The 24,765-nt window shown below is 67.7% G+C and carries 18 protein-coding genes, 1 tRNA gene and 2 rRNA genes; 2 read left to right on the top strand and 19 right to left on the bottom strand.

Features of this window, described 5'->3' with window-relative positions; translation table 11 throughout:
- Positions 1 to 47: 47 nt before the first annotated feature.
- From ABTV10_RS02710 to ABTV10_RS02675, 8 genes are all read right to left on the bottom strand, one after another.
- A 23S ribosomal RNA gene (locus ABTV10_RS02710) occupies positions 48 to 3,176 on the bottom strand.
- Between the two features lie 337 nt (positions 3,177 to 3,513).
- Positions 3,514 to 5,034 (bottom strand): 16S ribosomal RNA (locus ABTV10_RS02705).
- Together the 16S and 23S rRNA genes form the textbook arrangement of a ribosomal RNA operon.
- Before the next feature lie 522 nt (positions 5,035 to 5,556).
- Positions 5,557 to 5,754, bottom strand: coding sequence for a hypothetical protein (locus ABTV10_RS02700; protein ID WP_433609587.1), 198 nt, complete (start codon positions 5,752 to 5,754; stop codon positions 5,557 to 5,559).
- Positions 5,755 to 6,037: 283 nt separating this feature from the next.
- Positions 6,038 to 6,110 (bottom strand) — tRNA-Thr (locus ABTV10_RS02695).
- Positions 6,111 to 6,173: 63 nt separating this feature from the next.
- Entirely contained in the window at positions 6,174 to 7,361 is a 1,188-nt protein-coding gene (locus ABTV10_RS02690; protein WP_499032339.1) for a DNA polymerase III subunit delta', read from the bottom strand.
- A gap of 53 nt (positions 7,362 to 7,414) precedes the next feature.
- On the bottom strand, positions 7,415 to 10,315 hold the full coding sequence (gene topA, locus ABTV10_RS02685) for a type I DNA topoisomerase (protein ID WP_499032338.1): 2,901 nt from the start codon (positions 10,313 to 10,315) through the stop codon (positions 7,415 to 7,417).
- Positions 10,316 to 10,460: 145 nt separating this feature from the next.
- On the bottom strand, positions 10,461 to 11,045 hold the full coding sequence (locus tag ABTV10_RS02680; protein WP_499032337.1) for a hypothetical protein: 585 nt from the start codon (positions 11,043 to 11,045) through the stop codon (positions 10,461 to 10,463).
- A 195-nt stretch (positions 11,046 to 11,240) separates the two neighbouring features.
- Positions 11,241 to 11,444 (bottom strand): cold-shock protein, encoded by a 204-nt coding sequence (locus tag ABTV10_RS02675; protein ID WP_005515803.1) that lies wholly within the window; start codon positions 11,442 to 11,444, stop codon positions 11,241 to 11,243.
- A gap of 387 nt (positions 11,445 to 11,831) precedes the next feature.
- On the opposite strand from ABTV10_RS02675, the gene ABTV10_RS02670 reads away from it, so the two are divergent.
- Positions 11,832 to 14,195 carry a DEAD/DEAH box helicase gene (locus tag ABTV10_RS02670; protein ID WP_499032336.1) on the top strand — a complete coding sequence of 788 codons (2,364 nt, stop codon included), beginning with the start codon at positions 11,832 to 11,834 and terminating at the stop codon, positions 14,193 to 14,195.
- 5 nt (positions 14,196 to 14,200) lie between these two features.
- On the opposite strand, the gene ABTV10_RS02665 is transcribed toward ABTV10_RS02670, so the two are convergent.
- Genes ABTV10_RS02665 through ssd form a run of 7 tightly spaced genes read right to left on the bottom strand, consistent with a single transcriptional unit; the run spans position 14,201 to position 18,860 of the window.
- Positions 14,201 to 14,551, bottom strand: coding sequence for an Rv3654c family TadE-like protein (locus ABTV10_RS02665; RefSeq protein ID WP_499032334.1), 351 nt, complete (start codon positions 14,549 to 14,551; stop codon positions 14,201 to 14,203).
- The gene (locus ABTV10_RS02660; RefSeq protein ID WP_499032333.1) at positions 14,548 to 14,901 is read right to left on the bottom strand and encodes a TadE family type IV pilus minor pilin; all 354 of its coding nucleotides are present in this window, start codon (positions 14,899 to 14,901) and stop codon (positions 14,548 to 14,550) included. Before ABTV10_RS02660 ends, ABTV10_RS02665 begins: the two co-directional genes overlap by 4 nt.
- Positions 14,898 to 15,101, bottom strand: coding sequence for a DUF4244 domain-containing protein (locus tag ABTV10_RS02655; protein WP_499032332.1), 204 nt, complete (start codon positions 15,099 to 15,101; stop codon positions 14,898 to 14,900). The genes ABTV10_RS02660 and ABTV10_RS02655 overlap by 4 nt, the downstream gene beginning before the upstream one ends.
- 60 nt (positions 15,102 to 15,161) lie before the next feature.
- On the bottom strand, positions 15,162 to 15,743 hold the full coding sequence (locus ABTV10_RS02650; protein WP_499035119.1) for a type II secretion system F family protein: 582 nt from the start codon (positions 15,741 to 15,743) through the stop codon (positions 15,162 to 15,164).
- The gene (locus ABTV10_RS02645) at positions 15,743 to 16,564 is read right to left on the bottom strand and encodes a type II secretion system F family protein (protein WP_499032330.1); all 822 of its coding nucleotides are present in this window, start codon (positions 16,562 to 16,564) and stop codon (positions 15,743 to 15,745) included. Before ABTV10_RS02645 ends, ABTV10_RS02650 begins: the two co-directional genes overlap by 1 nt.
- Positions 16,561 to 17,739, bottom strand: coding sequence for a TadA family conjugal transfer-associated ATPase (locus ABTV10_RS02640; RefSeq protein ID WP_499032329.1), 1,179 nt, complete (start codon positions 17,737 to 17,739; stop codon positions 16,561 to 16,563). The genes ABTV10_RS02645 and ABTV10_RS02640 overlap by 4 nt, the downstream gene beginning before the upstream one ends.
- The gene (gene ssd / locus ABTV10_RS02635) at positions 17,736 to 18,860 is read right to left on the bottom strand and encodes a septum site-determining protein Ssd (protein ID WP_499032327.1); all 1,125 of its coding nucleotides are present in this window, start codon (positions 18,858 to 18,860) and stop codon (positions 17,736 to 17,738) included. Before ssd ends, ABTV10_RS02640 begins: the two co-directional genes overlap by 4 nt.
- Before the next feature lie 487 nt (positions 18,861 to 19,347).
- On the opposite strand from ssd, the gene ABTV10_RS02630 reads away from it, so the two are divergent.
- Positions 19,348 to 20,166, top strand: coding sequence for an HAD family hydrolase (locus tag ABTV10_RS02630; RefSeq protein ID WP_499032326.1), 819 nt, complete (start codon positions 19,348 to 19,350; stop codon positions 20,164 to 20,166).
- A 387-nt stretch (positions 20,167 to 20,553) separates the two neighbouring features.
- On the opposite strand, the gene ABTV10_RS02625 is transcribed toward ABTV10_RS02630, so the two are convergent.
- From ABTV10_RS02625 to ABTV10_RS02610, 4 genes are read right to left on the bottom strand one after another with little or no spacing between them, the layout of a single operon-like run.
- On the bottom strand, positions 20,554 to 21,315 hold the full coding sequence (locus ABTV10_RS02625; protein ID WP_499032325.1) for a Fic family protein: 762 nt from the start codon (positions 21,313 to 21,315) through the stop codon (positions 20,554 to 20,556).
- A gap of 51 nt (positions 21,316 to 21,366) precedes the next feature.
- Positions 21,367 to 22,977 (bottom strand): dipeptide ABC transporter ATP-binding protein, encoded by a 1,611-nt coding sequence (locus tag ABTV10_RS02620; protein ID WP_499032324.1) that lies wholly within the window; start codon positions 22,975 to 22,977, stop codon positions 21,367 to 21,369.
- Positions 22,974 to 23,846, bottom strand: a complete 873-nt coding sequence (locus ABTV10_RS02615) for an ABC transporter permease (RefSeq protein WP_499032323.1) — start codon at positions 23,844 to 23,846, stop codon at positions 22,974 to 22,976. The genes ABTV10_RS02620 and ABTV10_RS02615 overlap by 4 nt, the downstream gene beginning before the upstream one ends.
- Positions 23,839 to 24,765 carry an ABC transporter permease gene (locus ABTV10_RS02610; protein ID WP_499032322.1) on the bottom strand — a complete coding sequence of 309 codons (927 nt, stop codon included), beginning with the start codon at positions 24,763 to 24,765 and terminating at the stop codon, positions 23,839 to 23,841. Before ABTV10_RS02610 ends, ABTV10_RS02615 begins: the two co-directional genes overlap by 8 nt.

Here is a 24,765-nt window from a genome sequence, read left to right as displayed (position 1 = left end):
TATCTGTGTGTTGTTTCAGATACCGCACAGTGGACGCGTAGCTTCTTTGTGGTAAGTCCTCGGCCTATTAGTACCAGTCACCTCCACACATTACTGTGCTTCCAGTTCTGGCCTATCAACCCGGTGGTCTGCCGGGGGCCTTACCCCCTCGAGGGGGTGAGAAACCTCATCTTGGAACAGGCTTCCCGCTTAGATGCTTTCAGCGGTTATCCCTTCCGAACGTAGCTAACCAGCAGTGCTCCTGGCGGAACAACTGGCACACCAGAGGTTCGTCCGTCCCGGTCCTCTCGTACTAGGGACAGCCTTCCTCAAGTTTCTAACGCGCGCGGCGGATAGAGACCGAACTGTCTCACGACGTTCTAAACCCAGCTCGCGTGCCGCTTTAATGGGCGAACAGCCCAACCCTTGGGACCTACTCCAGCCCCAGGATGCGACGAGCCGACATCGAGGTGCCAAACCATCCCGTCGATATGGACTCTTGGGGAAGATCAGCCTGTTATCCCCGGGGTACCTTTTATCCGTTGAGCGACACCGCTTCCACTTGCCGGTGCCGGATCACTAGTCCCGACTTTCGTCCCTGCTCGACCTGTCAGTCTCACAGTCAAGCTCCCTTGTGCACTTGCACTCGACACCTGATTGCCAACCAGGCTGAGGGAACCTTTGGGCGCCTCCGTTACATTTTGGGAGGCAACCGCCCCAGTTAAACTACCCACCAGGCACTGTCCCTGAACCAGATCATGGTCCGAGGTTAGATGTCCAATACGATCAGAGTGGTATTTCAACAACGACTCCACGAACACTGGCGTGCCCGCTTCACAGTCTCCCACCTATCCTACACAAACCGAACCGAACACCAATACCAAGCTATAGTGAAGGTCCCGGGGTCTTTTCGTCCTGCCGCGCGTAACGAGCATCTTTACTCGTAATGCAATTTCGCCGAGTCTGTGGTTGAGACAGCAGAGAAGTCGTTACGCCATTCGTGCAGGTCGGAACTTACCCGACAAGGAATTTCGCTACCTTAGGATGGTTATAGTTACCACCGCCGTTTACTGGGGCTTAAATTCTCAGCTTCGCCATTACTGGCTAACCGGTCCTCTTAACCTTCCAGCACCGGGCAGGCGTCAGTCCGTATACATCGTCTTACGACTTCGCACGGACCTGTGTTTTTAGTAAACAGTCGCTTCTCTCTGGTCTCTGCGGCCCCCACCAGCTCACGGAGCAAGTCCGGTCACCGGCAGAGGCCCCCCTTCTCCCGAAGTTACGGGGGCATTTTGCCGAGTTCCTTAACCACAGTTATCTCGATCGCCTTAGTATTCTCTACCTGACCACCTGTGTCGGTTTGGGGTACGGGCCGTGTGAAAGCTCGCTAGAGGCTTTTCTCGGCAGCATAGGATCACTGAATTCGCCTCAATCGGCTACGCATCACGTCTCAGGCTGTATGTGACCCGGATTTGCCTAGGCCACGCCCTACACGCTTACACCAGTATTACCACTGACTGGCTCAGCTACCTTCCTGCGTCACCCCATCGCTTGGCTACTACCAGATCGGTTCACGCGCATCCACCAACCACAGTCCCGAAGGACAACGGCCGGCTTCAGGGCGCTTAGCATCACTGATTCACCAGGGGCGCGTTCACACGGGTACGGGAATATCAACCCGTTGTCCATCGACTACGCCTGTCGGCCTCGCCTTAGGTCCCGACTCACCCTGGGCGGATTAACCTGGCCCAGGAACCCTTGGTCATTCGGCGGACGAGTTTCTCACTCGTCTTTCGCTACTCATGCCTGCATTCTCACTCGTGCAGCCTCCACGACTAGTTCACACTGCCGCTTCCATGGCTGCACGACGCTCCCCTACCCATCCACACCACTGCCGGACGATCCGTAAACCATCCGGGGTGTTATGTGAATGCCGCGGCTTCGGCGGTGTACTTGAGCCCCGCTACATTGTCGGCGCAGGATCACTTGACCAGTGAGCTATTACGCACTCTTTCAAGGGTGGCTGCTTCTAAGCCAACCTCCTGGTTGTCTTCGCGACCCCACATCCTTTTCCACTTAGTACACGCTTAGGGGCCTTAGCCGGCGATCTGGGCTGTTTCCCTCTCGACTACGAAGCTTATCCCCCGCAGTCTCACTGCCGTGCTCTCACACTCTGGCATTCGGAGTTTGGCTGACGTCAGTAACCTTGTGGGGCCCATCGGCCATCCAGTAGCTCTACCTCCAGAGTGAAACACACGACGCTGCACCTAAATGCATTTCGGGGAGAACCAGCTATCACGGAGTTTGATTGGCCTTTCACCCCTACCCACAGCTCATCCCCTCAGTTTTCAACCTAAGTGGGTTCGGGCCTCCACGACGTCTTACCGTCGCTTCACCCTGGCCATGGGTAGATCACTCCGCTTCGGGTCTAGAACATGCCACTCGAACGCCCTATTCGGACTCGCTTTCGCTACGGCTACCCCACACGGGTTAACCTCGCGACATGCCGCTAACTCGCAGGCTCATTCTTCAAAAGGCACGCCATCACCCACCCACCGAAGTGGCGCAGGCTCTGACGGATTGTAAGCGCACGGTTTCAGGTACTATTTCACTCCCCTCCCGGGGTACTTTTCACCTTTCCCTCACGGTACTAGTCCGCTATCGGTCACCAGGGAGTATTCAGGCTTATCGGGTGGTCCCGACAGATTCACAGCAGATTTCACGGGCCCGCTGCTACTCGGGTGTCCGCCACGACAGTCACCATGTTTTCGTCTACGGGACTCTCACCCTCTACGACAGGCCGTTCCAGACCACTTCGACTAACACGATGATTTCTTACTGTCGGCCAATCCGGCAGAATTGACAAGACGGATCCCACAACCCCACGAATGCAACGCCCGCCGGCTATCACACACCCATGGTTTAGCCTCATCCGCTTTCGCTCGCCACTACTCACGGAATCACATGTTGTTTTCTCTTCCTGTGGGTACTGAGATGTTTCACTTCCCCACGTTCCCTCCACACGCCCTATATATTCAGGCGCGGGTAACCACACATCACTGTGGCTGGGTTTCCCCATTCGGACATCCTCGGATCTCAGCTCGGTTGACAGCTCCCCGAGGCTTATCGCAGCCTCCTACGTCCTTCATCGGCTCCTGGTGCCAAGGCATCCACCGTACGCTCTTAAACACTTACAACAAAGATGCTCGCGTCCACTGTGCAGTTCTCAAACAACACACAAGCAGAAAACCCGTGCAGACACCGGACCAACCGGAACTTCCGTTCCCGCTGCGGTATGACCTGCGCTTCCCGCTTGTCGTTTCTTCCATGAAAGATCACTCGCGTGTTCCCTCAGGACCCAACAGTGCGCCGATATAACTCTCTTCCCACCAGCACAGGGGCCGGCGGTTCGTGAAGAAAATGCTTGTCAGTGTTCCACCCATGAGCAACCGCAGTCCCACGATTGGGGACTACACGGCCTCTGCCAGCCACCGACTCACCTGTGTGAACGGTGTACTGGAGAATGCTCCTTAGAAAGGAGGTGATCCAGCCGCACCTTCCGGTACGGCTACCTTGTTACGACTTCGTCCCAATCGCCGATCCCACCTTCGACGGCTCCCTCCCACGAGGGGTTAGGCCACCGGCTTCGGGTGTTACCGACTTTCATGACGTGACGGGCGGTGTGTACAAGGCCCGGGAACGTATTCACCGCAGCGTTGCTGATCTGCGATTACTAGCGACTCCGACTTCACGGGGTCGAGTTGCAGACCCCGATCCGAACTGAGACCGGCTTTAAGGGATTCGCTCCACCTCACGGTATCGCAGCCCTCTGTACCGGCCATTGTAGCATGTGTGAAGCCCTGGACATAAGGGGCATGATGACTTGACGTCATCCCCACCTTCCTCCGAGTTGACCCCGGCAGTCTCCTGCGAGTCCCCGCCATTACGCGCTGGCAACACAGGACAAGGGTTGCGCTCGTTGCGGGACTTAACCCAACATCTCACGACACGAGCTGACGACAGCCATGCACCACCTGTATACCGACCACAAGGGGGCACCTATCTCTAGGCGTTTCCGGTATATGTCAAACCCAGGTAAGGTTCTTCGCGTTGCATCGAATTAATCCACATGCTCCGCCGCTTGTGCGGGCCCCCGTCAATTCCTTTGAGTTTTAGCCTTGCGGCCGTACTCCCCAGGCGGGGCGCTTAATGCGTTAGCTACGGCACGGATCCCGTGGAAGGAAACCCACACCTAGCGCCCACCGTTTACGGCGTGGACTACCAGGGTATCTAATCCTGTTCGCTACCCACGCTTTCGCTCCTCAGCGTCAGTTACTGCCCAGAGACCCGCCTTCGCCACCGGTGTTCCTCCTGATATCTGCGCATTTCACCGCTACACCAGGAATTCCAGTCTCCCCTGCAGTACTCAAGTCTGCCCGTATCGCCTGCAAGCCCGCAGTTGAGCTGCGGGTTTTCACAGACGACGCGACAAACCGCCTACGAGCTCTTTACGCCCAGTAATTCCGGACAACGCTCGCACCCTACGTATTACCGCGGCTGCTGGCACGTAGTTGGCCGGTGCTTCTTCTGCAGGTACCGTCACTTGCGCTTCGTCCCTGCTGAAAGAGGTTTACAACCCGAAGGCCGTCATCCCTCACGCGGCGTCGCTGCATCAGGCTTTCGCCCATTGTGCAATATTCCCCACTGCTGCCTCCCGTAGGAGTCTGGGCCGTGTCTCAGTCCCAGTGTGGCCGGTCGCCCTCTCAGGCCGGCTACCCGTCGTCGCCTTGGTAGGCCATTACCCCACCAACAAGCTGATAGGCCGCGGGCCCATCCTGCACCAGTAAACCTTTCCAACCCCCGCCATGCGACAGGAGCTCATATCCGGTATTAGACCCAGTTTCCCAGGCTTATCCCAGAGTGCAGGGCAGATCACCCACGTGTTACTCACCCGTTCGCCGCTCGTGTACCCCCGAAAGGGCCTTACCGCTCGACTTGCATGTGTTAAGCACGCCGCCAGCGTTCGTCCTGAGCCAGGATCAAACTCTCCGTTGAAGACTCTAGATTGGCCGGCAAAACCGGCAATCAGCCATAGACATCGAGTCAAATCACTAGCAAAAAAACTCAAACTAGCTTGCACTGACCGCCCCAGACGGAAGAATGAGACGATCAGCAAATACCCACCCCACCAAAAATGATGGCGTGGAGTACCAAAATATTTGGCACTGACATTCATCGACACACTGTTGAGTTCTCAAAGAACACGCGCACACCATCACTCGAAACCATGCAGTTCCTCGTTCCGGGGCAACCGTTCCAGCCTAACCCCTACCGGCACCGGACGCAAATCCGATCCCCGGAGAGAGTTTCAGCAGATTCGCCAGGCGCTCCCCGTACAACCTCGTTTTCCCTCGCTGACCGGTGAAGGTCGCGGCCGGGTCGGTGTCCGTGTCGCTCTGACCTCGAATAAGTTACGCGAACCTTGCGTGGATCGCCAAATCGCCAGGTCAAGGCGGTTAACGGCGCAAGAACCCCGGGGAAATGGCCGTCGATCGCTGCGCTGCCGGCCGGGAGCAGCTACGGAACCCAGTATTTGGCCGCCAGCTCCTCGACCAAGGGGTCGTCGTCGGCCACCTCGTCGAGGGCTGCGAGATCACTGTCGATTGCGACGAGGCGCGGATCGTCCCCGTCGAACTCCTCGACCGGGTGCCCACCGTTCTCGGCGAGCTGCCGCAGCAGCTTCTCGCGAACCCGGGCCTTGAGTGAATCGCTCACCTTCAGAGCATGGCCGCTCCGAACGGACCTTGTCGAGGGTTCGGGGAACTCAGTCGTCGCGGGAACGCTTGAACACCTGCCGCGCAACCGGGATCAGCGTCACCAGTGCACCGATCGCGAGGATCAACCAGAAGATCTCCATCCACACGGCGCCCGCCTCCTACCGTCGGAACCGCTGCCCCACCCGACTCCATTGTCGCGGTTCACCGCATGGTGGTGTCGAGCCGTCGGCCCGGAAACGAGAAAGACCCCAGGTGGGCTGTGTCCACCTGGGGTCTCCCAGAGCTGCCTGCGAGAATCGAACTCGCGACCTTTTCATTACGAGTGAAATGCTCTACCGACTGAGCTAAGGCAGCGTGCCTTTCGGCGCGTGCGAGTCTAGCCCGAACCCCCGCCCCTAATGCAAATCGGGCATCGGCCTACCTGTACTCGGCACCGATCCGCGCGACGAGGGCATCGAGCGCAAACTTGGGTTTGACGTTCATGTCCAGCGCCTCGCGGCAGTCGAGGATCGCCTCGATGCACCGCAGCAGCCCCTCCCGGGAGGTGTGCGCGGCGAGGTCGGCGACCTGTTCGGCCATGTCCGGGTGGTTGGGCGTCGCCGTCGATCCGAACGAACGCGCGAGCGCGTCTCGGTAGAGACCGGCGAGATCCATCAGCGCCCGGTCCAGGGCGTCCCGACCGGTGCGGGTGGCGCGGGACTTCTGTCGGCGTTCGAGGTCCTTGAGTACACCGGCCGATCCGCGCAGGGCTCCCGCCGCCCCCTTACCGGTGCCGCCGGCGCCGAGCGCGGTCCGCAGTTCCTCGGTCTCGCGCTCGTCGCGCTCGGCCGTGAGTTCCTTGGCCTCGAGGTCCGCGGCCTGGACGAGTTCCTCTGCCGCCGCGTATGCCGTGCCGGGCCGCATCGCCGCTTCCGCCAGCGACAGCGCGCGCTTGCGTCGGGCACGCGCGTCCTCGTCGGTCGCCAGCCGGCGCGCCCGTCCCACGTGTCCACCACAGATCGACGCGGCCCACCGCGCTGTTTCTGCATCGAGCCGGTCACGCTCCCCCAGCACCTGGGCGATGGCGTCGACCGACGGCGTCACCAACGGGATGTGCCGACACCGCGAGCGCAGCGTGACGGAGATGTCCTGTGGGTCGACCGACGGGGCACACAGCAGGAAGACCGTACGGTCCGGTGGTTCCTCGACAACCTTGAGCAGTGCGTTGGCCGCGCCCTCGGTGAGCCGGTCGGCGTCCTCGACGACCACGATCTGCCAGCGGCCGGTGCTCGGGCGCCGTGACGCGGTCTGCACGATGCCGCGCATCTCGCTGACGCTGATACTCAGGCCCTCGGGCACGATGCGTCGGACGTCGCCGTGCGTGCCGGCCATCGTCGTCGTACAGGCCTGACACTCGCCGCACCCGGGAGTGCCGTCGGACGTGCACTGCAGTGCCGCCGCGAAACACACCGCGGCGACCGAACGGCCCGATCCGGGAGGCCCGGTGAACAGCCACGAGTGCGTCATCCGCGAGCCGGCCTCGCCGCCGCGGGCGGCGGTCGCGGCAGCCGTCAGCTCTGCCTCGACATGTTCCTGGCCGACCAGTCGATCGAATACACCCGCCACGAGCCGACCCTACCGAGCCGCGCCGACGACCCCACCGACAACCGAGCTCACGGCTACTTCTCGGCCGTCGACTTCTTCGCGGCGGCCTTCTTGGCCGGCGCCTTCTTGGCCGCGGTCTTCTTGGCCGCAGCCTTCTTGGCGGGGGCCTTCTTCGCCGCGGCCTTCTTCTTCACCGGTCCGCGGGCACGCCGATCGGCCAGCAGTTCGGAGGCGCGCTCGTCGGTGATGGACTCGACCTCGTCGCCCTTGCGCAGACTCGCGTTGGTCTCGCCGTCGGTGACGTACGGGCCGAAGCGGCCGTCCTTGATCACCATCGGCTTACCGGTCGCCGAGTCGTTGCCGAGCTCGCGCAGCGGAGCCGCCGCCGACGCCTGACGTCCACGCCGCTTGGGCTCGGCGTAGATCTTCAGTGCATCCTCGAGCGTCACCGTGAACATCTGCTCCTCGTTCTCCAGCGAACGGGAATCGGTGCCCTTCTTCAGATACGGCCCGTAGCGACCGTTCTGCGCGGTGATCTCTTCCTTCGACTCCGGGTCGATGCCGACGACACGCGGCAGCGACAGCAGCCGCAACGCGTCCTCGAGCGTGACCGTCGCCAGGTCCATCGACTTGAGCAGCGAGCCGGTGCGCGGCTTCGGGCCGGCAGCCTTCTTCGCGGCCTTCTTCGCCGGAGCCTTCTTGGCGGCCTTCGTCTTGACGGTGCCGTCGGCGTCCGCCTCGACGGGGACGATGTCCGGCTCCGGCTCGGGCGCCGGCTCGGGCAGGATCTCCGTCACGTACGGGCCGAAGCGGCCCTCCTTCGCGACGATCTCGTGCCCGGTCAGCGGGTCGACGCCGAGCTTGCGACCCTCCTGCGGCGTCGCGAACAGCTTCTCCGCGTACTCGGGCGTGAGCTCGTCCGGCGGCAGATCGTCGGGCAGGTTCGCTCGCTGCGAGACCGGGTCACCGTCCGGGTCGTCCGGATTCCGGACCATCCGCTCGAGGTACGGCCCGAAGCGGCCGACGCGCACACGGACCTCGCGGCCCTCGGCGTCGTCGAACAGACGGATCGAGTTGATCTCGCGGGCGTCGATGTCCTCGAGGTTCTCGCCGACCATCTTCTTCAGTCCACCGGCGCGCGCAATCGTGTCGTCGGCCGCCTTGTCGTCACCGAAGTAGAAGCTCGACAGCCAGTTCCCGCGCTGCTCACGGCCGCCGGCGATCTCGTCGAGGTCGTCCTCCATCGCGGCGGTGAAGTCGAAGTCGACGAGCCGACCGAAGTGCGACTCGAGCAGGCCGATCACCGCGAACGCCACCCAGGACGGGACCAGCGCGCTGCCACGCTTGTAGACGTAGCCGCGGTCGAGGATGGTCTTGATGATCGACGAGTACGTCGACGGACGGCCGATGCCGAGGTCCTCGAGCGCCTTGATCAGGCTGGCCTCGGTGTAGCGGGCCGGCGGATTGGTCGTGTGCCCGTCCGGATCGAGCTTGGTGGCGGTCACGCCCTGGCCCTGCGTCAGCACCGGGAGCCGCGACTCGGCGTCGTCGGACTGGCCGCCGGCCTCCTCGTCGACGCTCTCCACGTACGCCTTCAGGAAGCCGGGGAACGTGATGGTGCGGCCGGACGCCGAGAAGGTGCACTCCTCGCCCGTGCCGGCGGTGCCGGTGATGCGCAGCGTCAGCGTGGTACCGCGGGCGTCGGCCATCTGCGACGCGACCGTGCGCTGCCAGATGAGTTCGTAGAGGCGGTACTCGTCGTTGTCGAGGCGCGAGTGCAGCTGACCGGGGGTCTGGAAGACGTCGCCCGCGGGGCGGATCGCCTCGTGCGCCTCCTGCGCGTTCTTCACCTTGCGGGTGTACTGGCGCGGGCTCGCGTGGACGTACTCGGCGCCGTACAGTTCGGTGGCCTGCGCGCGGGCCGCCGAGATGGCCGACTGCGACAGCGTGGTCGAGTCGGTTCGCATGTAGGTGATGTAGCCGTTCTCGTAGAGACGCTGCGCGATGCGCATGGTCCGCTCCGACGAGAACCGCAGCTTGCGGGCGGCCTCCTGCTGGAGGGTCGACGTCATGAACGGCGCGTACGGCTTGCGGGTGTACGGCTTGTCCTCGGCCGACGAGACGACCAGGTCGACGCCCTCGAGGGCCTCCGCGAGTCGGCGCGCGTACGCCTCGTCGATCACCGTGACGCCGGTGGACTTCAGCTTCCCGTCGGGTCCGAAGTCACGGCCGGCGGCAACGCGGGAACCGTCGACCGAGACCAGGCGCGCCCCGAAGGCGCGGGGGCTGGCGTCGGCGCCGGCGTCGAGCGTGGCCGAGATGTCCCAGTACTCCGCCGAACGGAACGCCATCCGCTCGCGCTCACGCTGCACGATCACGCGCGTTGCGACCGACTGCACGCGGCCCGCCGACAGCTTCGGCATGACCTTCTTCCACAGGACCGGGCTGACCTCGTAGCCGTAGAGGCGGTCGAGGATGCGGCGAGTCTCCTGCGCGTCGACCAGGTCGTTGTCGAGGTCGCGGGTGTCCTCGGCGGCCGCGCGGATCGCGGGCTCGGTGATCTCGTGGAACACCATCCGGCGGACCGGGATCTTGGGCTTGAGGGTCTCGAGCAGATGCCACGCGATGGCCTCGCCCTCGCGGTCGGGGTCGGTGGCGAGGTAGAGCTCGTCGGCGTCCTTGAGCAGGCTCTTGAGCTCGGTGACCTTGGACTTCTTCTCGGGGCTGACGACGTACAGCGGCTCGAAGTCCTGGTCGACGTTCACGCCGAGGCGGGCCCACGGCTCGCCCTTGTACTTGGCGGGGACGTCGGCGGCGCCGCGCGGCAGGTCGCGGATGTGGCCGACCGATGCCTCCACGACGTAGTTCTTACCGAGGTAAGGCGCGATCTTCTTGGCCTTCGTCGGTGACTCGACGATGACGAGGCGGCGCGTGGCAGACGCTCCGTCCGCCGTGCTCTTATCCCGTGATGCCACCAGTCTGTCCGCACCTTTCCTGCTCGATCAGTGCTGCTGCGCACCTGATGCGAATCTCGTCTCCGCCCCCGTTATACCGGGTCCGGTCAGTTACAGGGTGTCACACCAGAACAGTGGACGCGTATGTCCGTCCCTCTCCATTCGCTCAAATGTGCGGCCAGTTGCGTCGCGCATCCGGATCCTCCGGCGGTCGACCGATGTTCTCCGCGAGGTGCATGAGCCGTCGGCGCCCCGAGACGCGCAATCCTGGAGACGACCCGCGAATACCGACGATGGTGGGCGCGATTCCGGCCCGCATGAGTGACTGCGCCAACACCACGTGGGTGTCCGGGGCGTGCGGATCGAGCCCGAGGACGTACCGCTGGCCGTCCGCCTCGACCCGGCCCGACGCCAGCACCCAGGCACGCTGTTCACGCGCCCCCGGGATCCATCCGGGCGGCACCGCCTTCACGGCACCTCGTGTCCACTGCGCTGCGAGGCCGGTCAGCTGCGGGACGGTCGCCGTCCGGACGAGCGGACGCCCCTCCTCGGACCTGCCGATCTCGGCATCGAGGTGGGCCTCGCGCATCAACTCGGCGATCGCCTCCGCCCGCCACAGGCTGTCGACGACGACCGAGACGCGAGCCCCCTCCTTCGAGGTGACCACCTGACCCTGCGCAGCCAGCAGCCCACCGAGGTCGGTCACCGCGGGCGGCACCGATTCGGCGGAGAAGAAGGAAAGCTGGGCCACAAGTGGACAGTAGGCCACGATCGGGCGTCGTTCGCCGGGATCGCGAATCCGCCACGCTCGCGGACGGGTCGACGAGACATCGCGAGGGACGCCAGAAACGAACGCGTCCCCCACCACCGTTGCCGGCAGCAGGGGACGAGTCAGGCAACGGTCAGTACAACCGGCCTTGGATCAGTTGTTCAGTTGATGAACAGATCAGATAGCGCGAACGCCGGTGGCCTGCGGGCCCTTGGTGCCCTGGCCGACCTCGAACTCGACGCGCTGGTTCTCCTCCAGGGTGCGGAAGCCGCTGCCCTGGATCTCCGAGTAGTGGACGAAGACGTCAGCGGAGCCGTCCTCGGGAGCGATGAAGCCGAAGCCCTTTTCCGCGTTGAACCACTTCACAGTGCCCTGTGCCATGCTTTTCCTTCTCTTTCTTACACCGGATTCGATGGACAGCACTTCCGGTCCACCGGGCCGGTTCCGACCGCTGTACTTTCTCGATTCCCCCTCAGGAACGCATAAGCACCGCGCTCGCAACATCGATCCTGCGGGCGTTTAAACGAACACAGAAGCTGCGACCAGGTCATAGTCAACCACGTCCGACGCGCCCGCAACAGTCGAAAGACGAACAAAAACTGCAAATAGATGATCTTGCACGCGGTGCCACCCCAGCAACCGTCGAGTACACCCCGGACAGCCTGGTCCAGGTGCCCGCGGATAGGATCAAAACCGCAGGTCCGACGCATGCGAAGCGCCCAGGACAACCCAGGACACTCGAACGTGACAATTCCGGAAGAGACGCCCGTGAATCCCTCGTCCCACTCCCGATACACGGGAGAAAACAGCGACGACTCCTTCGGACGCACACTTCTCGATCGCGCGTTGGCCGGTACCGCGCCGGGCGAGCAACCCCTCACGTTCACCGCCGAACTCCCACCCCGGGTATCGCGATTCGCCGAGTGGCCCGAGTGGGCGGACCCGGCCGCGGTGCGCGCCCTCGAGGCGGCCGGGATTCCCCGCCCATGGAGCCACCAGGCCGAGGCGGCATCGATCGCCGCCGCGCGCGAGCACGTCGTCGTCGCGACCGGAACGGCGTCGGGCAAGTCGTTGGCGTACCAACTCCCCGTGCTGACCGCCCTCGCCGGGGAGTCTCGCGGCACGGCGCTGTACCTCTCCCCCACCAAGGCACTCGGTGCCGACCAGTTACGGGCAGCGATCTCCCTCACCGAGTCGGAGCCGGAATTGGCGTCGATCCACCCGTGCGGCTTCGACGGCGACACACCGACCGAGATCCGACAGTGGGCCCGCGCGAACTCGCGGTGGATCTTCACCAACCCGGACATGCTGCACATCGGGATCCTGCGTTCGCACCAACGGTGGTCTCATCTGCTGCGCCACCTGCGGTACGTCGTCGTCGACGAATGCCACTCCTATCGCGGGGTCTTCGGGTCGAACGTGGCGCTGGTGCTGCGCCGGCTGCGACGGATCGCGACCCGCTACGGCGCCGACCCGGTGTTCGTGCTGGCGAGCGCGACCACGTCGGAGCCGGGCGCGGCCGCGTCCCGGTTGATCGGGGCTCCGTGCGCGGAGGTCACCGAGGACGGCTCGCCGCACGGGCCGCGGACGATCGCGCTGTGGGAGCCGCCGCTCCTCGAGTCCGTGACCGGGGAAAACGGCGCCCCGGTCCGGCGGGCCGCCGGATCCGAGGCGTCGCGAATCATGGCGGACCTGCTGGTGGAGGGCGCCCGGACGCTGACATTCGTGCGCTCCCGTCGCGGCGCCGAACTGACCGCGATCGGCGCGCGCCGCATCCTGTCCGAGATCGATCCCGACCTGGCCGACCGGGTGGCCGCCTACCGGGCCGGCTATCTCGCCGAGGACCGACGCGAACTCGAGGCCGCCCTCTCCGACGGCCGACTGTTGGGCGTCGCGACGACCAACGCCCTCGAGCTCGGTGTGGACATCGCGGGTCTCGACGCCGTCGTGGTCGCCGGCTTTCCGGGAACCGTCGCGTCGTTCTGGCAGCAGGCCGGCCGGTCGGGTCGACGGGGCGAGGGCTCGCTGGTGGTTCTCGTCGCGCGCGACGACCCGCTCGACACGTACCTCGTGCACCACCCGTCCGCGCTGCTCGACCGCCCGATCGAGGCCACCGTCACCGACCCGACCAACCCCTACGTGCTGGGCCCGCAGCTGCTCTGCGCCGCGCTGGAGATGCCGCTGTCCGACGCGGAGGTCGCCGACCTGGGGGCAACGGCGGTACTCACCGACCTCGCCGCGCAGGGCCTGATCCGCAGGCGCGCGCACGGCTGGTTCGTGACCTCCGACATCGATCCCCACGGCTCCGTCGACATCCGCGGCGGCATCGGTGGCCAGATCGCCATCGTCGACGGCGAGTCGGGGCGGCTCCTGGGGACGTGCGACGCGGGCCGCGCCCCCGCCGCGGTCCACCCGGGAGCCGTCCACATCCATCAGGGCGAGTCGTTCGTCGTCGACCAGCTCGATCTCGACGACGGCATCGCGCTCGTGCACCCCGAGGAACCCGAGTGGACCACCTCGGCGCGGGAGATCACCGACATCGCGATCAGCGAGGTCGCGGAGCACAAGCCGTACGGCGACGTGGGCGTCGCGCTGGTCCGGGTAGAGGTGACCCATCAGGTGGTCGGCTATCTGCGCCGGCTGCCGTCGGGCGAGGTGCTCGACTCGGTGGAACTCGACATGCCGGCCCAGACGCTGCACACGCGGGCCGTGATGTACACGATCACCCCCGAGCTGCTCGAGGAGGCCGGTATCGGTGCCGACCGCGTCCCGGGCGCGCTGCACGCCGCCGAGCATGCGGCCATCGGACTTCTTCCGTTGGTTGCGACATGCGACCGCGGTGACATCGGCGGGGTGTCGACCGCGCTGCACCCCGACACGGGTCTGCCGACGGTGTTCGTCTACGACGGGCATCCGGGCGGCGCCGGGTTCGCCGACCGCGGGCACGCCGAGCTGGCGCGGTGGCTCGGCGCGACCCGGTCGGCGATCGAGTCGTGCGAGTGCGTGGCCGGCTGCCCGTCGTGCGTGCACTCCCCCAAGTGCGGCAACGGAAACCACCCGTTGGACAAGGAGGGCGCGGTGCGGGTGCTGTCGTCGGTACTCGCCGCGGTGGACCCGAAAACGACCGTCTGACGGGATCATTCGACGGGTCCAGCGCGGGCGATCGCCCGCGCCGGGCCCAGGACGAACACCGGCCCCGCCACCTCGGTCGAGACCACGACGTCCCACTCGTCGACGGTGCACGCTGCCACCTCGGCCCGCATTCGCCGTGCGATCGAGGCCGCTGCGGTGCAGGCCGATTCGTCACCGCCGGTGAGCGCCTGCGCGGCCGCCAGGGCTGCAAGGTCGGCCGCGCCCTGAGCCCGGTGTCGGGCCGCGACGGCCCCGCCCACCTGGACCAGGACTGCGGTCACCGCGACGAGCCCGGTCAACGCGAAGCACGCGAACACCGTCGCCCCGCCGGACTCGTCCCGCACGAGACGCCTCACCCGTCACCCAATTCCGGTTCGCGCGCGGCGACGGCCTCCGCGGACAGTTCGACCAGCGGCAGCAACGGCACACCGGCGCGGACGGTCGCCACGACGAACGCGCCGTCCTCCCGCACCGTGATGTCCGCGCCGCCGGGTGCGACGCGGCCGGACACGGCGACCGCGTCGCGGTCGCCGCGAGCCGCCAACCGGGCGGCCTCGCGAGCCGCGTCGATGCACCGCACCTGCGCGGACACCGCCGCGATCGCCCCGACGCACAGCACCACGACGGTGACGATGGACGCGATCGCGATCGCCGCCTCCACCGTGACCGCACCGTCGTCGCGCCGGATCGCGGACCGCACGCTCATACCGACGTCTTCAGCGCCTTGTCGATGATCCCGGTCAGCGCGGACACGATCGAGTCGCCGGTGACCACCGTGTAGAGGATCGCCCCGAACGCCGCGGCGGCGATGGTCCCGATCGCGTACTCGGCGGTGGACATCCCGTCGTCCGCGGCCGCGGCGAGCACGATCCTGGCCTGGATGTCGTGGAACTTCTTGGACCACATTGTTCTCCCCCTCCATTCGATGCCGGCGCGGTCCTTCCGCGCCGACGTTCCTCCTGCCGGTCACAGGAGCCCTCCGTCGAGCACCCGACCGGCGAGCCCGATCACCACCGGGACGATCCCCAGGCAGACGAACGCGGGCAGGAAGCACAGGCCCAACGGGCCGCTGATGAGTACGCCGGCCCGTTCCGCCGCCGCGACCGCGCGATCCTCGGCGTCGGCACGCTGCGCCGCCGCCAACTCGCCGATCGCGCTCGACAGCGCGGCCCCCGAGCGCGCGGAGCGGCGCGCCATCCTCGCGAGCGCCTCGGTCGCGGGTTCGGCGGCCACGACATCCCACGCCGTTGCAGGGTCGGCGCCGAGCACCAGCAGATCGGCGGTGCGGCGCAACGACTCCGACAGCGGCCGCGGCGCGGACGGCGCGACTGCCGCCGCCGCGGCCGACGCGGGCAGCCCGGCCTCGAGGCACGCGGCCAGCAGATCGAACGTTCCGGCCACGGCCAGCGGATCCGAGATGTCCGGTCCGGTCGGGGCATCCGGTGGGGCGTCGAGAGGCGGCGTCGATCCCCGGAGCCTGCGCCGCACCACCGTTCCGCCCGGGGCCACGAGGACGGCCGCCGCCACCGCCACCAGCGGCACCCACATCACGCCACCACCCGGTCGACGATCCGGTCGGTCCACGACAGTCCCGCCACGACCAGCACCGTGCCGACGACCAGCAGTACCGCGCCGAGGCCCCCACCGAGCAGGATCCGGACCGGTTCGGCACCCATGAGCTGGCCGAGGCCGACCCCGAGGATCGGGAGACCGGCCAGGACCGCCGCGGTCGCTCGGGCACCGGCCAGACCGGCCTCCGCACGGGTGCGGAACCGGCTGCGGCCCACCAGGTCCGAACGCGCGGCCTGCAGCAGGTCGGCGAGGGCCAGGCCGTGCGTCTCCGCCACTTCCCAGGCGCGGGCGATCCTGTGCAGGTCGTCGGCGACGACGCCCTCACTTGCCGCGAGGCCGCTCGCCGCCGAACCCCCGAGGCGGGCCCGGGCGGCCGCGCACCGGAATGCCTCGGCGGCGGCCCCGTCGCACTCGGCCGCCGCGGTTTCGCACGCGACCGCCGGGTGCGCGCCCACGCGGAGTTCCCCGATCACGACATCGAGCCCGGAGAGCACACCGCGACGCTCGCGGTCCCGGCGCGCGAACGCCCGCCGTCGGCGATGGCGCCGCCCCGCGGTGAGCGCCGCGACGGCCGTCGCGATCGCCGCTCCCACCATCCCGGCAGCCGCGAGGGGCACACACGCGAGAAGCACGACGTCGAACGGCGACAGCCCGCGGCGCACCGCCCACGCCCGCAGCCGGAGCGCCGCCCCGTCCGGGGGCGCCGACCCGGCCCCCACCGCCCGCAGTCGTGTCCGCGCGCCACGGGCGGGCACCAGCGCGATCGCCGTGGACAGGCAGAGCAGGACGGCGGTCACCGCGCAGCCCTCGCGTCGAGCAACCTGCGCAGTGTTCCGCCGGCCGGCCCGACGCCGGACTCGCTCGTCCAGGCGGCGGTCACCCGCACGTCTCCGGACGAATCGCGTTCGAGCACTCCGATTTCCACGAGACCGCGGGCTCCGGACGAGTCACGCCGCACGTGCAGGACCGCCTGGACCGCGGCAGCGAGCTGACTGTGCAGCGCCCGGCGATCCATGCCGCCGAGCGCGGCGAGCGCCTCGAGGCGGGCCGGGACCTCACCCGGCGAATTGGCGTGGACCGTACCCGCGCCGCCGTCGTGGCCGGTGTTGAGGGCGGTGAGCAGATCCACCACCTCGGCCCCGCGCACCTCGCCGACCACGATGCGGTCGGGGCGCATCCGCAGCGACTGCCGGACCAGGTCGCGCACCGTCACCTCGCCCACGCCTTCCACGTTCGGTGCACGCGCCACCAGGCGCACGACGTGCGGATGGGACGGCGCGAGTTCCGCGGCGTCCTCGACGCACACGATCCGCTCGGTCGGTTCGACCCGGCCGAGCAGTGCGGCGAGCATGGTCGTCTTGCCTGCCCCGGTGCCGCCGGTGACGAGGAACGCGAGCCGGGCCCGCACGATCTCCTCGAGCAGGTCACGGGCGTCCGGAGCCACCGCCCCACCGGCGGCCAGCTCGTCGAGCCCCTGCGTCGCGGGCCGCAGCACTCGCAGCGACACGCACGTTCCGCCCTGCGCCACCGGCGCGAGAACCGCGTGCAGGCGAACACCGAAGTCGCCGTGGCCGCTTCGTTCGAGTCGGCCGTCCACCCACGGTTGCGCGTCGTCCAGACGGCGGCCCGCGGACAGCGCCAGTCGCTGCGCGAGCCGTCGGACCGCGGCCTCGTCGGGAAACGACACCGACGTCCGTTCGAGTCCGGCACCGCGGTCGATCCAGACGGCGTCCGGCGCGGTGACGAGGACGTCGGCGACACCGGGGACCTCGAGCAACGCGTCGAGCGGGCCCGCGCCGGTGAGTTCGGTCTGCAGCATCCGCAGGGCGGCGAGCAGGTCCGTGTCGCCCAGGACCCCACCCGATTCGGCGCGAATCGCCGCCGCGACCGTCGCCGGGGTGAGGTCGCTCTCCGCGAGGGCGAGACGCTCGCGCACCCGCTCGAGGAGATCCGGGGACGCGATCGCGGTCATGCCGCCCACCGTCCGCGCCGCGGGCGGGCGGCGAGGACGTCGAGCACGGCCCGGGCTCCGGTTGCCAGCGGCGACCGTCTCCCGAGGTCGAGGCCGCCCCGCTCGAGCATCGCGTCCATCCGTGGTTCCGGGCGCATCGCCGCGAGCAGCGGCACACCGAGTCTGTCGGCGAGGTCGGTCCCCCGCAGCCCGCCCGGCGCGGGACCGCGAATCACGACTCCGTGGTTGGGGTTTCGTTCGGAGATCCGACCCAGCACCCGTTCGGCGGCGAGTCCGCCGCGCAGGGTGGCGGGAACCACCACGACGACGAGGTCCGCGGCCTCGAGGAGGCAGTCGCCGACCGCGGACGAGTGCCGCGGCACGTCGCAGACCACCAGACCGCCGGCACTGCGCCCGGCATCCACGACTGCGCCGGCGGCGGCCGGACCGGGGCCGGCGTCGTCGCGGCCACGGCCGCACGCGAGCACACTCACCCCGGTCCCGCACGTGGGCAGCGCCGCGCGCAATGCGTCGGCGGACACCCGCCCGCCCCCCACCGCGAGGCCCGACCACCGGAGGCCGGGGTCCGACTCGATGCCGAGAATCAGATCGAGTCCGCCGCCGAGTGGGTCGGCGTCCACGAGGAGCGTCCACGGCGCGGACGCACCGTCGCCGCGCACGCGTTGCGATTCGAGGGCCACCGCGGCCGCCAGGCTCGACGCCCCGGCACCCCCGGCACCGCCCGTCACCGCCACGACGGCGCCGTCGGCCACGCTTCGGGTGCCGCGCTCTGCGAACACCCCGACGAGTACCGCCTCGTCGTCGGGGATGGCGAGAACCCGGTCCGCCCCCACCGCGGTTGCCGCCTGCCAGTCGGCCAGGGTCGGCGCGCCGTCGCTCACCAGGACCACTCGGTCCCGCCGCGGCAGTCGGGCCGCACACGCGTGCGCAGCCTCCGCATCGACGACGACCAGATCGGCCGATTCCCAGTCGAGCCGTCCGGCCGGCGCCGTGGATTCAACGAATGTTTGATCGGTGACGGCCGCGATCGAACGCAGACACTGGACCGCTGCCCGCGCGGTCACCATCGCGAGCACCCCGGGTCGACCCGGCGCAGCCGTCTCGATGCGATCGATATCCATATGCAGAGCGTGCGCCGCGCCGCACCGCCCCGAAACCCACTGTCGAGGAATGTGCACAGAATCGAACCCTGTGGATGAATTTCGGTACTTACGTACCATTTTTGCGCATTACGCCCAGGACAGCAGGCGGCTACGGGCACACGGAATTCGAGTGGTAATTGGCGAATCGCCTGACGGACGAGCACAAGTGGAGGCCCGTCGACGGCGGGAAATCCGATGATCGCGCCCGAGAAATAGGGCGGAAAAGGGGACGACCCCCGCCAGGGGGGGAGGAGGCGGGGGTCGTCAGAGTTCAGCCCCGGGGGGTCGGGCTGAACACGCCTGGATCGCGTCCAGGTAGATGCAATACTACACCCAGATCCAGGATTGTTTGCAAGTTCACGTATCGCCTCCGACGTGCCGGGAAGGGCTGGAATCGGACACGGTTCCTCCACGGCGACTCGCAACACGGGCCGAAACATGCCATTCCTCCCCTATTCTTGGTCACGTGACCGCCCTCCCGAGCGCACTCACCGAACGCGGCCGTGTGGCCGCGTTCTTCGACCTGGACAAGACCGTCATCGCCAAGTCGAGCGCGCTCGCCTTCAGCAAGCCGTTCTTCGCGCAGGGACTCATCACCCGCCGGTCGGTACTGCAGGGCAGCTACGCCCAGTTCCTCTTCCTTCTCTCCGGCGCCGATCACGACCAGATGGAACGGATGCGCGCCCACCTGACGAACATGACCGCCGGCTGGGACGTCGAGCAGATCCGCAGCATCGTGGCCGAGACCCTGCACGACATCGTCGATCCGCTGATCTATGCCGAGGCCGCCGACCTCATCGCCGACCACAAGGCCCGCGGCCACGACGTCGTGATCGTGTCGGCATCCGGCGAAGAGGTGGTGGCACCCATCGCGGCCGCGCTCGGCGCCACGTACAGCACCGCGACCCGGATGGTGGTCGAGGACGGCCGGTACACCGGCGAGCTCGAGTTCTACTGCTACGGGGACGGCAAGGTCGAGGCCATGCGGGAGCTGGCCGAGAACCACGGCTACGACCTGACGCGGTGCTACGCCTACTCGGATTCGGTCACGGATCTGCCGATGCTGGAGGCCGTCGGGCACCCCACTGCCGTGAACCCCGATCGCGCCCTCCGGCGCGCCGCGTCCCAAAATGGTTGGCCCGTATTGTCTTTCTACAACCCCGTGTCGCTCCGCGCCCGGATCCAGGCGTCGTCACGCACGACCGTCGCGACGGCCGCGGCAGTACTGTCCGGCGCCGCCGTCGCCGGCGCGTTCACCTACGGCATCCGGCGCCGCAAACACTGAACCCGCATCTGCCACAAAGGAAAATTGCCACTTGAAGTGGGTTGGAGCACGGGGTACAAAGGAGTTACGGAAGCCCGGGAGGCCAGGATCGACTCGGAAGAGAAGGGTCGATTCCCCACACGGACTTCCCAGCACGGGCACCAGGCACCCACGCGAAGCAGCAAGCCACTATAAGGGCAGAAGCGTTGTGGGCTTGCGTGACTCGGACGTCTGACGGCAAGGACCCCGCACGAGTTGCGGGGACGACCCGCCACCCGACCGAGCCTACGCCGAGGCCGTTGACACACAACCCACATTTGCACGCATGGTAACCCGGCAGTCCGTGCTAGCGGGTGGCGACGCCGACGAAGGTCGACGGCACCACCCGCTTCGTATGTTCGGGGTCGGTCAGCCCGCGGCGGCGTCCGCGATCGACATCGCCTCGCGGGCACCCGCTTCGAGCGCACCGCAGCACAGGATCACCCAACTGCCGACGCCCTCGGGCGTGCCCGACACGAATCCGTCGATCCCGTCCCGGTAGGCCGGGACGCGACGCATCCAGCTCACCTCCGGCACGCCGAGATTGTGCGGGTCCAGTCCCGTGGACGTGGCAACCAGTCGGGATGCGGCGCGGGCCACGATCCCGTCGGCCACCCCGAACGGCCGCAGCGCGAGCAGCTCCCCGTGGACGACGGCGGCGAGCACCGGCGCCGGCGCCTTCGTGCCACCCGTGATCAGTTGCGCGAGCATGTCGAGTCGTTCCCCGACGCCCGGTTCGGCCCGCGGACGTCCCAGCGTCTCCGGGTCGGTGACGAGGTCGGCCGCGGCGAGCAGGTGCAGCCGGGCCAGCGCCTGCAGCGGGGCCCGTTGCCAGGTGGGGAGGATGACGGTCAGCGACTCCCCGTCGAGCGCCTGCGCGACGCGCAGCGCGCCCGAGAGCACCGGATCGCCGACCGTGCCGGGGGCCGGCAGCTCCATCGAGCCGCCATCGATCGCCGCCGACGCCCGGGCCGCGCGCACCGACGCCTCGGTGGCCGTCTGCGGCCAGCCCCGGCGGTTGGTCTTGTGCCGGTGCACCTCGCCGAGCGCGTCGCGCGCGCGATCCGCCGCCTCGACCACGCCGGGCAGGTCCAACAGCGGCCGCAGGGGATCAGTCACGGGAACACTCACGGCCCAGACGCTACCCGCTGCGCGCCGCCGCTCCGATCGCCGCGTGACCCGTCAACGCCGCCGACCGTGTGGGATCGCGGCGAGCAGCCGCCGCGTGTATTCGTCGCGCGGGTTCTCGAAGACCTCCTCCGCGGTGGCCGCCTCGACCACCCGGCCACCGTGCATGACCACCACCCGGTCCGCGATCCGGCGAACGACCGCCAGGTCGTGACTGATGAAGACGTACGTCAGCCCCAGGTCACGCTGCAGTTCGTCGAGCAGACGCAGGATCTGGTCCTGCACCACGACGTCGAGCGCCGAGACCGCCTCGTCACACACGACCAGGTCGGGACCGAGCGCGAGGGCCCGGGCGATCGCGACGCGCTGCCGTTGCCCACCGGACAGTTCCGCGGGGAACCTGCGCGCGAGGTCGGGCGGCAGGGCGACACGGTCGAGCAGCTCGCGCACCCGCGTCGCGCGCTCGCGGCGGTCGCCGACCGCGTGCACCCGCAGCGGCTCCTCGACGATCCGCAGCACCGAGTACGTCGGGTCCAGGCTGCCGTACGGGTCCTGGAACACGGGCTGGACGCGGCGGCGGAACTGCCGCTCCCGCCGGCCCAGCGACGCGACGTCGGTGCCGTCGAACACCACCGATCCGGCGTCCGGCGGCAACAGACCCAGCACCATGCGGGCGACGGTCGACTTGCCCGAACCGGACTCCCCGACGATCGCCGTCGTCGTGCCGCGCGCAACGGAGAACGAGACGCCGTCGACGGCGGTGACCTCGGTGTGGTGGCCGAGCCTCGCCGCGCGGCGGCGGAACACCTTCCGCAGGTTGTCGACCACCAGCAGCGGCGGCGGGCGCGGCTCCGCGCGCGGTCGGGGCCGCGCCACGGACAGGGACGGTGCGGCGGCCACGAGGCGGCGCGTGTACTCGTCCTCCGGCTCGGTGAGGATTCGTTCGGCCGGACCGGATTCGACGACTCGCCCCCGATGCATGACGACGACGTGCTCGGCACGTTCGGCCGCGACGCCGAGGTCGTGCGTGACGAGCAGGACAGCGGTGCCCAATTCGCTTGTGAGGCCGGCGAGGTGATCGAGAACCCGCTGCTGGACGGTCACATCGAGCGCGGAGGTCGGCTCGTCGGCGATCAGCAGCCGGGGCCGTGCCGCCAGCCCGATCGCGATGAGGACCCGCTGGCGCATGCCCCCGGAGAACTCGTGCGGGTAGTGGCCGGACCGGGCGGCGGCGTCGTCGAGCCCGGCCTCGGCGAGCAGTTCGTCGACACGCCGGCGGGCCGCGCGCCCCTTCGCGATCCCGTTGGCCTCCAGTGCCTCCCGGATCTGGAAGCCCACCTTCCACACCGGATTCAGGTTGGTGGCAGGATCCTGCGGCACGAATCCGATGCCGCTGCCACGGATCCGGACGAACTCCCGCTCCGAGGCACCCACCAGGTTCGCGCCGGCGAACCCGATCCTCCCGCCGGTAATCCGGCCGGTCCCCGGCAGCAACCCGATGATCGCGTGCGCGAGTGTGGATTTGCCGGAACCGGATTCGCCGACGACCGCGACCGTCCGGCCCGCGTGCACGGCCAGGTCCACCCCCCGCACGGCATGCACCCGCGCCGGCCCCGACCCGAAGGTGACGTCGAGCCGTTCGACGGCGAGCAGCGGATCCGTCATCGTCGTCGCCTCGCGGTGATCGGGTCGAGCGCGTCCCGCAGGGCGTCGCCGAGGAGTACGAAGCCCAGCACCGTGATCGCGAGCGCTCCGGCCGGATAGAACAGGATCGGCGAGCCGCGCCGCAGGGTGACCTGCGCGGTGCTGATGTCGCCGCCCCACGAGACGGTGGTCGGCGGCAGCCCGATCCCGAGGAACGACAACGTCGCCTCGGCGACGATGAACGTGCCGAGCGACATCGTAGCCACGACGATGATGGGCGCGAGCGAGTTCGGCAGGACGTGGCGCAACAGGATCGACGGATGCGACATGCCGACGGCCCGGGCGGCCAGAACGTAGTCGTTGGATTTGGCCGAGATGACCGCTCCACGTGCAATTCTCGCCATCTGTGGCCAGCCGAACAGGGCGAGGACCGCGACCACCGTCCAGACCGTACGTTCGGCGAACAGCTGCATCAGCACGATCGCGGCGAGGATCAGCGGGATGCCGAAGAAGATGTCGGTGACGCGCGAGAGCAACGAATCGGCCCAGCGGCCGTAGTACCCGGCGAGCGCACCGAACACCACCCCGATCAGCAGCACCGCCGCGGTCACGCACACGCCGACGGTCACGGACGGCCGCGCCCCGTACACGGTCCGCGCAAAGACGTCGCAGCCCTGCCGGTCGAACCCGAACCAGTGGCCCGCCCGCGGCGGCGCGAGGCTGTCGGCGATGTTGCAGTACCGCGGATCCAGGTCGGTGAACAGCGACGGGAACAACGCCACCGCGGCCACCACGAGCAGGATCACGCACGCGACGAGGAACATCGGGCGGCGACGCAGGCGCCGCCACGCCGACGCCCACATCCCCTCTGCCCGCGCCCCCTCAGCCATAGCGGATCCTCGGATCGAGGACGGCGTACAGCAGATCGACGAGCAGGTTCGCGACCAGGTACACGACGACGAGGACGCTGACGAACGAGACGACGGTGGGCGCCTCGCCGCGGATGACGGCCTGGTAGATCGTGCCGCCCACCCCATTGATGTTGAAGATCCCCTCGGTGACCACCGCGCCGCCGATGAGCGTCGCCAGGTCGACCCCGAGGAACGTCACGACCGGGATCAGCGAGTTGCGCAGCACGTGGACACCGACGACCCGCCGACGCGACAGCCCCTTCGCGGTCGCGGTGCGGACATGGTCGGCGGTCAGCGTCGCGGCAACCGACGTGCGGGTGAGCCGCAGCACGTACGCGAACGACACCGCGGCGAGCACGCACGCGGGCAACAGCATCCGGGAGAAGCTCGTGTCCGCGCCCACCGTGGGCGGCGCCAGCCCCCACCGGATGGCGACGAAGAACTGGGCCAGGAACCCGAGCACGAACACCGGCACCGCGATCAGCACGAGACTGAGCACGAGGACAGTGGAGTCGAACACCCCGCCGTGCCGCAGACCCGCGATCAGTCCCGCACCCACACCGAACACGGTCTCGATCGCGACGGCCATGACCGCGAGCTTCAGTGTGATCGGAAAAGCCTGTGCCAGAACCTCTCCGACCGGACGTCCCGAGTACGACGTCCCGAAGTCCAGTGTGACGATCCCCTTCAGGTACTCGAGGTACTGCACCAGGAACGGCTGGTCCAGGTGGTAGCGAGCCCGCAGCTCCTCGGTGACGGCCGGGGTGAGGGCCCGGTCCCCCGCCAGTGCCGCGACCGGGTCGCCGGGCAGCAGGAACACGAGCGCGTAGATCAGGAACGTCGCCCCGAGGAAGACCGGGATCATCTGCAGCACGCGGCGGCCGGTGTAGCGGAGCAT

The sequence above is a fragment of the Paraburkholderia sp. RHO2 genome (assembly GCF_050955445.1).
In the GTDB taxonomy this organism is placed as follows: Bacteria; Actinomycetota; Actinomycetes; order Mycobacteriales; family Mycobacteriaceae; genus Prescottella; species Prescottella agglutinans_A.
The sequence above is the reverse complement of the archived record's forward strand: the minus strand, read 5'-3'. Positions and strand labels throughout refer to the sequence as shown.

Bases quoted from the DNA above. Each gene is read 5' to 3' on its own strand.
- ABTV10_RS02660 (WP_499032333.1), bottom strand. From the start codon at position 14,901: ATGAGCGTGCGGTCCGCGATCCGGCGCGACGACGGTGCGGTCACGGTG.
- ABTV10_RS02615 (WP_499032323.1), bottom strand. From the start codon at position 23,846: ATGGCTGAGGGGGCGCGGGCAGAGGGGATGTGGGCGTCGGCGTGGCGG.
- ABTV10_RS02620 (WP_499032324.1), bottom strand. From the start codon at position 22,977: ATGACGGATCCGCTGCTCGCCGTCGAACGGCTCGACGTCACCTTCGGG.
- ssd (WP_499032327.1), bottom strand. From the start codon at position 18,860: ATGGATATCGATCGCATCGAGACGGCTGCGCCGGGTCGACCCGGGGTG.
- ABTV10_RS02610 (WP_499032322.1), bottom strand. From the start codon at position 24,765: ATGCTCCGCTACACCGGCCGCCGCGTGCTGCAGATGATCCCGGTCTTC.
- ABTV10_RS02675 (WP_005515803.1), bottom strand. From the start codon at position 11,444: ATGGCACAGGGCACTGTGAAGTGGTTCAACGCGGAAAAGGGCTTCGGC.
- ABTV10_RS02650 (WP_499035119.1), bottom strand. From the start codon at position 15,743: ATGTGGGTGCCGCTGGTGGCGGTGGCGGCGGCCGTCCTCGTGGCCCCG.
- ABTV10_RS02640 (WP_499032329.1), bottom strand. From the start codon at position 17,739: ATGACCGCGATCGCGTCCCCGGATCTCCTCGAGCGGGTGCGCGAGCGT.
- ABTV10_RS02655 (WP_499032332.1), bottom strand. From the start codon at position 15,101: ATGTGGTCCAAGAAGTTCCACGACATCCAGGCCAGGATCGTGCTCGCC.